The organism is Enterobacter sp. BNK-16, assembly GCF_048684955.1.
In the GTDB taxonomy this organism is placed as follows: domain Bacteria; phylum Pseudomonadota; class Gammaproteobacteria; order Enterobacterales; family Enterobacteriaceae; genus Enterobacter; species Enterobacter bugandensis.
Map to the genome: position 1 here is coordinate 1989364 of NZ_JBLQTQ010000001.1, position 11805 is coordinate 2001168.

9 protein-coding genes are annotated in these 11805 nt (G+C 54.6%); 4 read left to right on the plus strand and 5 right to left on the minus strand.

Annotated features, from left to right (window positions below; genetic code table 11):
* Positions 1–61: 61 nt before the first annotated feature.
* The 3 genes from dgt to cdaR all read left to right on the plus strand — a co-directional run bounded on the left by dgt (position 62) and on the right by cdaR (position 4448).
* Positions 62–1576, plus strand: coding sequence for a dGTPase (gene dgt / locus ACMGGH_RS09535; RefSeq protein ID WP_028015571.1), 1515 nt, complete (start codon positions 62–64; stop codon positions 1574–1576).
* 131 nt (positions 1577–1707) lie between these two features.
* Complete coding sequence (gene degP, locus ACMGGH_RS09540; protein ID WP_028015572.1) at positions 1708–3144, plus strand: serine endoprotease DegP; 1437 nt, start codon at positions 1708–1710, stop codon at positions 3142–3144.
* Positions 3145–3290: 146 nt separating this feature from the next.
* Entirely contained in the window at positions 3291–4448 is a 1158-nt protein-coding gene (cdaR, locus tag ACMGGH_RS09545; RefSeq protein ID WP_032644978.1) for a DNA-binding transcriptional regulator CdaR, read from the plus strand.
* Between the two features lie 92 nt (positions 4449–4540).
* On the opposite strand, the gene ACMGGH_RS09550 is transcribed toward cdaR, so the two are convergent.
* The 3 genes from ACMGGH_RS09550 to ACMGGH_RS09560 all read right to left on the minus strand — a co-directional run bounded on the left by ACMGGH_RS09550 (position 4541) and on the right by ACMGGH_RS09560 (position 7369).
* Positions 4541–4927 carry a DUF3461 family protein gene (locus tag ACMGGH_RS09550; protein ID WP_014168696.1) on the minus strand — a complete coding sequence of 129 codons (387 nt, stop codon included), beginning with the start codon at positions 4925–4927 and terminating at the stop codon, positions 4541–4543.
* A 213-nt stretch (positions 4928–5140) separates the two neighbouring features.
* The gene (locus tag ACMGGH_RS09555) at positions 5141–6823 is read right to left on the minus strand and encodes a hypothetical protein (protein WP_232948588.1); all 1683 of its coding nucleotides are present in this window, start codon (positions 6821–6823) and stop codon (positions 5141–5143) included.
* 9 nt (positions 6824–6832) lie between these two features.
* Positions 6833–7369 (minus strand): hypothetical protein, encoded by a 537-nt coding sequence (locus tag ACMGGH_RS09560; protein WP_232948587.1) that lies wholly within the window; start codon positions 7367–7369, stop codon positions 6833–6835.
* 251 nt (positions 7370–7620) lie between these two features.
* On the opposite strand from ACMGGH_RS09560, the gene ACMGGH_RS09565 reads away from it, so the two are divergent.
* Complete coding sequence (locus ACMGGH_RS09565) at positions 7621–8253, plus strand: DNA-binding protein (protein ID WP_041911197.1); 633 nt, start codon at positions 7621–7623, stop codon at positions 8251–8253.
* On the opposite strand, the gene dapD is transcribed toward ACMGGH_RS09565, so the two are convergent.
* Together dapD and glnD are read right to left on the minus strand one after the other, a co-directional pair.
* Positions 8250–9074, minus strand: a complete 825-nt coding sequence (gene dapD / locus ACMGGH_RS09570) for a 2,3,4,5-tetrahydropyridine-2,6-dicarboxylate N-succinyltransferase (protein WP_008501915.1) — start codon at positions 9072–9074, stop codon at positions 8250–8252. The genes ACMGGH_RS09565 and dapD overlap by 4 nt on opposite strands.
* A 32-nt stretch (positions 9075–9106) precedes the next feature.
* Positions 9107–11782, minus strand: a complete 2676-nt coding sequence (glnD, locus tag ACMGGH_RS09575; RefSeq protein ID WP_088204401.1) for a bifunctional uridylyltransferase/uridylyl-removing protein GlnD — start codon at positions 11780–11782, stop codon at positions 9107–9109.
* Positions 11783–11805 lie beyond the last annotated feature (23 nt).

Below are 11805 nucleotides of genomic sequence, written 5' to 3' on the forward strand. Positions count from 1 at the left end.
TGTTAAGAGGCATAGTCTATCATGCGGTTAAGGGGAAACGCATTCTCACGCGGGGGAGCACATGTCACCAATCGATTTTCGTACCAAAATTAACTGGCACCGACGTTTCCGTTCGCCGCAGGGCGAAAAGAGCGAACATGAGATCCTGCGCATCTTCGAAAGCGATCGCGGCAGGATTATTAACTCGCCCGCCATCCGGCGTCTGCAGCAAAAGACCCAGGTATTCCCGCTGGAGCGTAACGCCGCGGTGCGCACGCGCTTAACCCACTCCATGGAAGTGCAGCAGGTCGGGCGTTATATTGCCAAAGAGATTTTAAGCCGCCTCAAAGAGCAGCGTTTACTGGAAACCTATGGCCTGGATGAGCTGACGGGGCCTTTCGAGAGCATCGTTGAGATGGCCTGCCTGATGCATGACATCGGCAACCCGCCTTTTGGCCATTTTGGCGAGGCGGCTATTAATGACTGGTTTAAACAACGGCTTTATCCGTCGGATGCGGCAAGCCAGCCACTCAGCGATGACCGCTGCATCGTGCGCGATTTACGCCTGCGTGAAGGCGAAGAAGGGCTGAACGATCTGCGCCGCAAAGTGCGCCAGGATCTCTGTCACTTTGAGGGCAACGCGCAGGGGATCCGGCTGGTGCACTCCCTGATGCGCATGAACCTGACCTGGGCGCAGGTTGGCTGCATTTTGAAATATACGCGCCCCGCGTGGTGGATGGGGGAGACGCCCGCATCCCACAGCTATTTAATGAAAAAACCGGGCTATTACCTTTCCGAAGAGGCCTATATAGAACGGCTGCGTAAAGAACTTTCCCTGACGCCAAACGGCCGATTCCCATTGACGTGGATTATGGAAGCCGCCGACGATATTTCCTATTGCGTGGCTGACCTGGAAGATGCCGTTGAGAAAAGAATATTCAGCGTCGAGGAGCTTTATCAGCATCTTTATGCGGCATGGGGAACCCATGAAAAAGGATCGCTGTTTGCCCAGGTTGTCGAAAATGCCTGGGAAAAATCGCGCTCAAATACGTTGAGCCGCAGTACGGAAGATCAGTTCTTTATGTATTTGCGGGTCAATACATTAAATAAACTGGTGCCGTATGCCGCCTCGCGCTTTATTGATAATTTGCCGCAAATCTTTAGCGGGGAATTCAATCACGCGCTGCTGGAAGATGACAGCAGTTTCAGCCAACTCCTTGAGCTTTATAAACATGTGGCGATGCGGCATGTGTTCAGCCATCCTGATGTCGAGCAGCTGGAACTGCAGGGATACCGTGTAATCAGTGGATTACTGGAAATTTATTCACCGTTGCTTCAGCTCTCCGTCGAGGAGTTTAGCGAGCTGGTGGAAAAAGAACGCGTGCGGCGAATTCCTATCGAATCCCGGCTTTATCAGAAACTTTCTACCCGCCATCGGCTGGCGTATGTCGAAGCGATGGGTAAGCTGGATCGCCACGCTCTGGAATGGCCGGTGATGGAATATTATTATCGCTGCCGTCTAATCCAGGACTATATCAGCGGCATGACCGATTTGTATGCCTGGGATGAATACCGCAAGCTCATGGCCGTGGAATAATTCCGGAGTTTTGTAAAGAAGGCCAATAAATTTTTACCTTTTCCATAAACTTATGGCCGGAACTAAGCGGTATAAAATGAATCTGAGTTACACAGCAATTTTGCGTTACCTGTAAATCGAGATTGAGAAACATGAAAAAAACCACATTAGCAATGAGTGCACTGGCTCTGAGTTTAGGTTTAGCGCTGTCTCCTCTGACTGCTACTGCAGCCGAGACCGCGTCGTCGGCAGCAACCGCGCAGCAGATGCCAAGCCTGGCACCGATGCTCGAAAAAGTGATGCCATCGGTGGTGAGTATTAACGTTGAGGGCAGCACGACCGTCAATACGCCGCGCATGCCGCGTAACTTCCAGCAGTTCTTCGGTGACAATTCACCGTTCTGCCAGGACGGTTCGCCATTCCAGAGTTCTCCGTTCTGTCAGGGCGGTGGCGCAGGGGATGACGGCCAGGGCGGCGGCCAGCAACAGAAATTCATGGCGCTTGGTTCCGGTGTGATTATTGATGCCGCAAAAGGCTACGTGGTCACCAACAACCACGTTGTGGATAACGCCAGCACCATTAAAGTACAGCTGAGCGATGGTCGTAAATTCGACGCTAAAGTGGTGGGTAAAGATCCGCGCTCCGACATCGCGCTGATCCAGATTCAGGATCCGAAGAACCTGACGGCGATTAAAATTGCCGACTCCGATGCGCTGCGCGTGGGCGATTACACCGTCGCTATCGGTAACCCGTTCGGTCTGGGTGAAACCGTGACCTCCGGTATTGTCTCTGCGCTGGGCCGTAGCGGCCTGAATGCGGAAAACTATGAAAACTTCATCCAGACGGATGCGGCCATTAACCGTGGTAACTCCGGCGGTGCGCTGGTGAACCTGAACGGCGAGCTGATCGGTATCAACACCGCTATTCTGGCACCGGACGGCGGCAACATCGGTATCGGCTTTGCTATTCCGAGCAACATGGTGAAAAACCTGACTGCTCAGATGGTGCAGTATGGCCAGGTGAAACGCGGTGAGCTGGGTATTATGGGTACCGAGCTGAACTCCGAGCTGGCGAAAGCGATGAAGGTGGATGCGCAGCGCGGTGCGTTCGTCAGCCAGGTTATGCCGAACTCCTCTGCAGCGAAGGCGGGCATTAAAGCGGGTGATGTGATCACCTCTCTGAACGGTAAACCGATCAGCAGCTTTGCCGCCCTGCGTGCGGAAGTGGGCTCGATGCCAATTGGCAGCAAAGTGACCCTTGGCCTGCTGCGTGACGGCAAACCGGTTAACGTAAGCCTGGAGCTGCAGCAGAGCAGCCAGAATCAGGTGGACTCCAGCACCATCTTCAGCGGAATTGAAGGCGCAGAGATGAGTAACAAGGGCCAGGACAAAGGCGTGGTGGTGAACAACGTGAAAGCAAATTCACCTGCTGCCCGTATAGGCCTGAAAAAAGGCGATGTGATCATGGGGGCTAACCAGCAACCGGTGAAAAACATCGCTGAACTGCGCAAAATTCTCGACAGCAAACCGTCCGTGCTGGCGCTGAATATCCAGCGCGGTGACACCTCAATTTACCTGCTGATGCAGTAATTCTCTTAAGCCCCTGTACGCAGGGGCTTTCTTGTTTCTGTGATGCCTACCGCAACTCCATACTTCCCCCTCTCACTTTGTGCATTCGCACAATGCAGTCGCTGCTGAACTTCCCTATGCTTGAGCTCTGCTCACAGGAGGGTTACATGGCTGGCTGGCATCTTGATACCAAAATGGCGCAGGATATCGTGGCGCGCACCATGCGCATCATTGATACCAATATCAACGTAATGGATGCCCGCGGGCGCATTATTGGCAGCGGCGATCGCGAGCGTATTGGGGAATTGCACGAAGGAGCCCTGCTGGTGCTCTCTCAGGGCCGCGTGGTTGATATCGATGATGCGGTAGCGAAACACCTGCACGGCGTGCGTCAGGGGATCAACCTGCCGCTGCGTCTGGAAGGGGAAATTGTTGGCGTCATCGGCCTGACGGGCGAACCGGAATCCCTGCGTAAATACGGCGAGCTGGTCTGTATGACGGCGGAAATGATGCTGGAGCAGTCGCGTCTGATGCATCTGCTTGCTCAGGACAGCCGCTTACGTGAAGAGCTGGTGATGAACCTGATTCAGGCGGAAGAACATACGCCTGCACTCAGCGAATGGGCGCAGCGTCTGGGGATCGATCTGAACCAGCCGCGCGTGGTGGCGGTGATTGAGGTCGATAGCGGACAGCTTGGCGTAGACAGCGCGATGGCCGAGCTGCAGCAGCTGCAAAATGCGCTGGCGACGCCGGAGCGCGACAACCTGGTGGCGATAGTCTCGCTGACGGAAATGGTGGTACTCAAACCCGCGCTCAATGCGTTCGGCCGCTGGGATGCGGAAGATCATCGTCGTCGCGTGGAACTGCTGATTTCCCGTATGCAGGAGAACGGCCAGTTGCGTTTTCGCGTTGCCCTGGGCAATTACTTTACCGGGCCGGGCAGCATCGCCCGGTCCTGGCGTACCGCGCGCACCACCATGATGGTGGGCAAGCAGCGGATGCCGGAGAGCCGCAGTTATTTCTATCAGGATCTGATGCTGCCGGTGCTGCTCGACAGCCTGCGCGGCGGCTGGCAGGCCAATGAGCTGGCGCGGCCATTAGCGCGCCTGAAGGCGATGGACAACAATGGGTTGCTGCGCCGGACGCTGCAGGCGTGGTTTCGCCATAACGTGCAACCGCTGGCGACCTCAAAAGCGCTGTTTATTCACCGCAATACGCTTGAGTACCGGCTAAACCGGATCTCGGAGCTGACGGGGCTGGATTTGGGGAACTTTGACGACAGGCTGCTGCTCTATGTCGCGTTGCAGCTGGACGAACAGAGATGACTGAGTGCGGTCTGGTGCCCTCACCCCATCCCTCTCCCACGGGGAGAGGGCGCAAACACTAAAAACGGCAATCAGGGATTGCCGTTTTGCTTTTATTTCCGCGTTAATTTCTCAAGATCTGCTTCAATCTCGCTGATCTTGTTGGTGACAACGCTTTCAAGGTGACGCAGATCGTCGAGGATCTTACGCTTGAGATCGACTTCGGTGCGATCGCGCTGGCAAATCTGATCGAGTTCATCGATCACATAGCGCAGGTTAGGGCTGATTTCCTGCACCTCTTTGTACCCTTGTCCTACGCCGTCAGCGACGACGGTCTTACGCTGGCGTGGATATTTAAACTTCACGCTCTTGGCGAAAAACTCTCCTTTATCCTTGTGAAAATAGATTTTTAAAATGTCGTTGTTGGCTTCCTGGCGAAGGCTGTAACGATCGATTTCATCAGGATTGGTAATGCCCAGACTTTTCAGATTATCGTACATAGCGGTACCCTTATCTCAACATAACCTTTGAATAATTAATGAAAAAATTCCTTTTTGCCACCCTCATATATAAAAAAAGCGGGGTCGATCCTGATTACATTTCACTGAAATTACCGGGCAGGGAAGGTGCATTGCCCCCACTCGTTTATTGTTGTTTTTAACGACTACGTCAAGTGGAAATCATTTTAATACCAAAACCTGACGATCTGAGCGCTAGCGCAGTAAGGCGATGGAGGCCAGCATTTCGCTTTCCGTGGTGGTAATTTCCTGTTCCAACAGTTCGTCGATCCGCTGTTTTTTGATTGCCTGGTTGACGCCGAACAGATCGAGCTTATCCAGCAGGAACATCACCAGCGCCGTAATCACGGCGGTCAGGAGCGATGAGAGTAAAATGGGGAGCGGTCCTGGTAGACCAAGGCTGCTGAGCCATGACTCAAGGCCAATAGCCGCAAAGACGGAAAGAGAACCTGCTACAAGCTTAAGAATGGCATCGCCTTTTTGGGCCATACTGCTGTGTTTATCCCTGAGGATCGGTACCGTCTGCATCAGGACCTTAAAGCCTTCTTTTACCATCCGCATGATGTTTTTAAACACGCCAACGAAGCAGTTAACAATCCCTTCCAGCAGCATCGACACGAAATTTTTAATAAAGCCGACGGCAACATCTTTTAATAAAACAACAGCGTTTTTGAGAATGTGATCTTTCATGCGACCAAGACGAATCGACAGAGCCTGCGAAAAATCGCTCGCACCTACGCCAGCTTCAATACCGTGCGTTAAACAGCTGCGCAGCTCATAGTAAAGAGGCTTGATAATGAAGAGAATGAGATCGCCCAGCGACTGATGACCTGATGCCTGGGCCGCATCTTTCGCCAGAACTTTTTGGACGTCGCGATCCTTGCGGATATTATCAAATACGGTTTCATTGGTTTTGGTATCCATCGTTTGCTGCGCGATGTCCATTTTCTCGACCATCACCTGCCGCGTTTTGATTTCCTCTTCTGTCAGCGGATGCGCGACATCTTTTTTCCCTTTTTTGACAACTACAAAGCCCTGATCGATCTCCTGCTGGAGTTCTTCGCGGGTTTTAGCGAACTTACCGGTTTTCTCGCCACGGTTGTTTTGCATGCTGGTAACAGCATAATTTTCGTCAATATTGAGAATATTTTTGATGTCATCAAGCTTCAGAGCCTTGTTGCTTTTGAGGTTGTTGCATACTTCGGCGCAGGAGACGACATGATCGACTTCGGCAGCCTGCTTCTGCTCTCCCTCGCTTTTCGCATGTTTTTTGTACTGGTAGATCGTGCCGTTACCATATTCATCCTCAGCGCGCAGATTACCGGAGAAATGGTTCTCTTTACGGGCCTCCATTTTTGCACCATCGCGCATGTTCAGAGAGTCGTTGTTGCACGTCATTTCGCCGCCGTTAAACGACGATTGTTCAGAAAAACGGTCAATGTTTTGACGCTCGTTCAAGTGCTCGCTGTAGCTATCCAGCATAAAGGCATTTCTTTCGGGCGCTTCGTAACTGAACGCCCGGCACTCCTGGTACAGGCGGGACGGGGTAACACCTTGTCGGGTGCCGATATTGCAGGCGCGCATTGTGCCGTCGAGCAGGCTGAGAAACACGGGTTCGAGGATATTGTCGATGGCGCTGCCCGTTGAGATTACGTCCAGGCGGGCCATAACGTCGTCGTTGCTGACCGTCAGGTTGGCCCCCATGATCGCTTCGCGGTAAATGCTGCCGGTATCGCACCCCTTTATAAATGCAGCATCGACTTCTCCGGTCAGATGAGCTTCGATGGCGGACGCCGTCGCCACGGATTTTAGCGCAGGGGCATTCCGCACCTGTTGCAGCTTTTTCATTCTGGCGAGATGTGCATTAAGATTTGTCATCCGTCGTCCTCAGGCCGCAACCAGTAAGTTCCAGGAGGCCATAAAATCACTTTCGCTTTGTGTTCTTAGCTCATCCTGACTTGCCATCATGCCAACAATGAGGCTAAACCTCTCCAGGCTTTTCGCATCGTTAAGCTGATATTCATTTATAAGTGACCAAACCGTTGGCAGATTGGGCGGTGTTTCGACCATCTCGACGATCTTCTGCTGAACGGCTTGAGGTAACTTTTCCCGCGGAACAAGACCAGACACTGCATCATCCAGCAGGGCAATATTTTCCGCTGGGGTCTTGCCATTAGCCTTGATGCAGCATGTCCCCAGCGCATACGCCGCGAGGACAAAGTCATCCCGTTTACTGATATCGCGCATCTTGTCCGCCAGTTCAGTCTGGAGTTTTTTGATCTTTTCGGCGTATTCAGCTTTTGCGATCTGCTGCCCTTCGGCAATCCCTTCGTCTTTGCCGTTATTTTTTCCCCATAAATACGTCCCGGCCAGAGTGACCAGACCTGCGATCCCCGCACCAATTATTTTGCCGTAATGACTCATTGCACGATTCCCGTTTATTGCCCTCAAGGCCAGATTATTATTTGCTGTTCACGAATAATATCGTTAATCCTGTTTTTCAACAAAGCTATGTTTTAAAAGAAAAAATTTGCATTAAGTAACGAGGTGAACTTGCTTGTAAAGAGATTCATCATTGTTACTTCAGCTGACAAAAGGCGAGCGAGACGGGTATTCAAAAGCGGGGAAATGAGGCAAAGTTATCGCACAAAAGCGTAGCCCGCGGGGATAATGACATGTCAGGACGCATTGATTATCAGATCGAAAAATACAGCTTTGGCGCCGCAGATGAGAGCCCAAGGCTCACGCACCAGTGGGCAGAAGTTGCCGCAGAGTGCCGCCAGCTAAAGGCGGGTGCGGAAGAGCGTTTACGTATTGCCTTACTGAACGTGGATTATGTCACCAGCTTCGAACTGCCGTTCCGACTGGTGCTGACCCGCGCCCCTCAGCTTATCGCCGGGCTGCGCGATGAGTTTCAGCTAAGCCAGAAGAACGTCATCTTTAACGGCAAGCGCTTTGGCTGCGTCTACAGCCTGAAAGCCGATCTCAATGCGATTCCTGAGGCTTTTCAGTACCGCATGAGCACCCGCATTCGGCGGATCGATCCCACCGGGCTTACTGCAGAGCCCTTCCGGCAGATCGCCAAAGAGGTAAAAGCGCCACGTGAGCGACTGAAGCTGGCGCTGGAGTCGGGACTGGCCGTGACGGCTCTCGACGGGCTTTTCTGGCTGGGGAGCCAGCGTATGGCGGCGGATATCGCAGGGTTGAGAAAAAAGGGAATGGCAATCGCGACTGCGGAAACGGACGTTTTTGATGATTATACCGGGACGCACAGGCGCGTCCCGGTTTATCAACGCGTCGGGGATTAGTCGATGGTGCGCAGCAGTTCGTTGATGCCCACTTTACCGCGGGTTTTCGCATCCACTTTCTTCACGATAACGGCACAGTACAGGCTGTATTTACCGTCTTTTGACGGCAGGTTACCGGAAACAACCACTGAGCCCGCCGGAACGCGACCGTAGTGCACTTCGCCGGTTTCGCGATCGTAAATGCGGGTGCTCTGGCCGATGTATACGCCCATGGAGATCACGGAGCCTTCTTCCACGATCACGCCTTCAACCACTTCTGAACGCGCGCCGATGAAGCAGTTGTCTTCGATGATGGTCGGGTTAGCCTGCAGTGGCTCCAGAACGCCACCGATGCCGACGCCGCCGGACAGGTGAACGTTTTTACCGATCTGCGCGCAGGAGCCGACGGTTGCCCAGGTATCGACCATGGTGCCTTCGTCAACGTACGCACCGATGTTCACATAGGATGGCATCAGCACGGTGTTGCGTGCGATGAATGCACCCTGACGTACTGCTGCCGGTGGTACCACGCGGAAGCCTTCTTTCTGAAAACGCGCTTCGTCGTAATCCGCGAATTTCATTGGCACTTTATCGAAGTAGCGGCTTTCTGCTCCGTCGATAACCTGGTTATCGTTGATGCGGAAAGAGAGCAGCACGGCCTTCTTCAGCCATTGATGAGTGACCCACTGACCGTCGATTTTTTCTGCCACGCGCAGCGCGCCGGAATCCAGCAGGGAAATAACCTGGTTTACCGCTTCACGGGTCACGGTATCCACATTTGCCGGAGTGATCTCGGCGCGACGCTCAAAAGCGGACTCAATAACGTTCTGTAACTGCTGCATTGTTTACTCTTTCCATTTCACTAAAAAACACGTCACCCTTTATCGTTTGGATTGAGGGCTGCTGTCAACCGTTGTTGCACTTCAAGCTGCAGGTCATTATTAAGGGCACGCCGGTCTGCGGTGGCGATTATAAATAAATCTTCTACTCGCTCGCCAATGGTTGTAATTCGGGCCCCATGAAGCGAAATTCCCAGATCGGCAAAAACCTGGCCGACGCGGGCAAGCAGCCCTGGCTGGTCGAGCGCGATCAGCTCCAGGAACGATTTACGGTCGGTGTGGGTCGGCAGGAAGTTGACCTCGGTATCGACAGTAAAATGACGCAGTTTCGCCGGCTGACGGCGCGGCTGCGGTGGCTGCCAGCTGCGCTGCGTGATCGCCTGCTCCAGACCGAAGCGAATCCCTTCATGCCTGTCCGAGGACAGCGGGCTGCCGTCCGGCTCCAGCACAATAAAGGTATCCATCGCCATGCCGTCGCGGGTGGTAAAAATCTGCGCGTCGTGAACGCTCAGGTTACGCCTGTCCAGCTCGGCGCAGACGGCAGCAAACAGATAAGGCCGGTCCGGGCTCCAGATGAATATCTCCGTTCCGCCGCGCGTGGCCTGCGGGCTCAGCAGGATCATCGGTTGAGACAGATCGTGCTTCAGCAGGTGCCGCGCGTGCCAGGCAAGCTGGTTTGGGCTGTGGCGCACAAAATAGTTGGCACGGCAGCGGGCCCAAATCTGATGCAGCGCTTCTTCATCAATGTTATCCATCCGCAGCAGCGCCAGCGCCTGCAGCTGGTGATGACGCACGCGCTCGCGCATGTCCGGGGTGTTTTGCATCCCGCGTCGCAGCTGTTTTTCGGTGGCGAAGTACAGCTCGCGCAGCAGGCTTTGCTTCCAGCTGTTCCACAGGGTCTCGTTGGTGGCGCAAATATCGGCCACCGTCAGGCAGACCAGATAGCGCAGACGGTTTTCCGTTTGAACTTCTTCGGCGAACTGCTTAATAACCTCAGGGTCCTGAATATCGCGACGCTGGGCGGTGACCGACATCAGCAGGTGATGACGCACCAGCCAGGCGACCAGCTGCGTTTCGCGCGAATTGAGACCGTGCAGTTCGGCAAATTTCAGCACGTCCTGTGCGCCCAGCACCGAGTGATCGCCACCGCGGCCCTTGGCGATGTCGTGGAACAGGGCGGCAATCAGGATCAGTTCCGGATGGGTCAGGCGCGGCCACAGCTCCACGCACAGCGGGTGGCGGGAGCGCGTCTCTTCTTTGGCAAAGCTTTCCAGCTTGAGCATCACGCGGATGGTGTGTTCATCCACCGTGTAGGCGTGGAACAGATCGAACTGCATCTGCCCAACGATGTGCGACCACTGCGGCATATAGGCCCACAGCACGCTGTGGCGGTGCATCGGCAGCAGCCCGCGGCTGACGGCACCCGGATGGCGGAGCATGCTCAGGAACAGCGAGCGCGCTTCCGGGATGTAACACAAAGGCTGCGTCAGATGGCGGCGCGCGTGGCGCAGATGGCGCAGGGTGGTGGAGTAGATCCCGGTGATGGTGCTGTTGCGCACCATGGTATAGAACATCCGCAGGATCGCTTCCGGCTCGCGGATAAACAGCGTTTCGTCGCGCAGATCGATAAGCGTGCCGCGCAGCTGGAATTCATCGTCAATCGGGCGCGGCTTTTCGTCGGCAGTCAGGGCCAGAATGGCCTCGTCGAACAGCTGCAACAGCATCTGGTTCAGCTCGGTGACCCGGCGGGTGACGCGGAAGAAATCCTTCATCATCTGCTCAACCGGCTCGTTGCCTTCGCCCTGATAGTTCAGCCGCTGCGCTACGCTGAGCTGACGGTCAAACAGCAGGCGGTTATCGTAGCGGGTAACTTCCAGATGCAGGGCAAAACGGATGCGCCACAGCAGGTGCAGACACTCGTTTAGCTCGTTACGCTCGGCCTCGGTCAGGAAGCCAAAGCCGACCATCTCGTCCATCGAGGTGGCGCCAAAGTGGCGACGGGCGACCCACTGTAACGTGTGGATGTCGCGCAGGCCGCCGGGGCTGCTTTTAATATCGGGTTCAAGATTATAGCTGGTGCCGTGGTAGCGCTGGTGGCGCTGGTTTTGCTCCTCGACCTTGGCGGCGAAGAATTTCTCAGATGGCCAGAAGCCGTCGCTGAAAATATGCTTTTGCAGTTCCAGGAACAGCGCGACGTCGCCAATCAGCAGGCGGGTTTCAATCAGGTTGGTGGCGACGGTCAGGTCCGAGAGCCCCTCCAGCAGACACTCTTCCAGGGTGCGCACGCTGTGGCCCACTTCAAGCTTGACGTCCCACAGCAGAGTCAGCAGCTCGCCTATTTTCTGCGCCTGTTCTTCCGGCAGCTTTTTGCGGCTCAGGATCAGCAGGTCGATATCGGAAAGCGGATGCAGCTCCCCGCGGCCATAGCCCCCGACGGCAACCAGCGCGACGTCGCTCACCTGCCCGAAACCGTAGTCGATCCACAGACGCTGCAGGAGCTGGTCGATAAATTCGGTGCGCGCTTCGATGAGCTGCTCGGCAGAGACGCCCGCGTCGAACGCGCTGCCCAGCCAGCGGTGGAAAACATCCATATGGGCTTTTATGTGCGCGCAGGTCAGCTCGTGCGGCGGCCAGACGCCCGGGTTATCGGGCTGGTCGGGGAGGGTGGGAAGTGCTGTGTTAGCATACTGTTCGGGTAATAGATTACTCATCGTGCGCCACCCATAAGAAAAAG

What these genes read in the sequence shown, in the direction of transcription:
- ACMGGH_RS09560 (WP_232948587.1), bottom strand. Translation starts at nt 7,369, where the DNA reads ATGAGTCATTACGGCAAAATAATTGGTGCGGGGATCGCAGGTCTGGTC.
- ACMGGH_RS09565 (WP_041911197.1), top strand. Translation starts at nt 7,621, where the DNA reads ATGTCAGGACGCATTGATTATCAGATCGAAAAATACAGCTTTGGCGCC.
- cdaR (WP_032644978.1), top strand. Translation starts at nt 3,291, where the DNA reads ATGGCTGGCTGGCATCTTGATACCAAAATGGCGCAGGATATCGTGGCG.
- dgt (WP_028015571.1), top strand. Translation starts at nt 62, where the DNA reads ATGTCACCAATCGATTTTCGTACCAAAATTAACTGGCACCGACGTTTC.
- dapD (WP_008501915.1), bottom strand. Translation starts at nt 9,074, where the DNA reads ATGCAGCAGTTACAGAACGTTATTGAGTCCGCTTTTGAGCGTCGCGCC.
- ACMGGH_RS09550 (WP_014168696.1), bottom strand. Translation starts at nt 4,927, where the DNA reads ATGTACGATAATCTGAAAAGTCTGGGCATTACCAATCCTGATGAAATC.
- ACMGGH_RS09555 (WP_232948588.1), bottom strand. Translation starts at nt 6,823, where the DNA reads ATGACAAATCTTAATGCACATCTCGCCAGAATGAAAAAGCTGCAACAG.
- glnD (WP_088204401.1), bottom strand. Translation starts at nt 11,782, where the DNA reads ATGAGTAATCTATTACCCGAACAGTATGCTAACACAGCACTTCCCACC.
- degP (WP_028015572.1), top strand. Translation starts at nt 1,708, where the DNA reads ATGAAAAAAACCACATTAGCAATGAGTGCACTGGCTCTGAGTTTAGGT.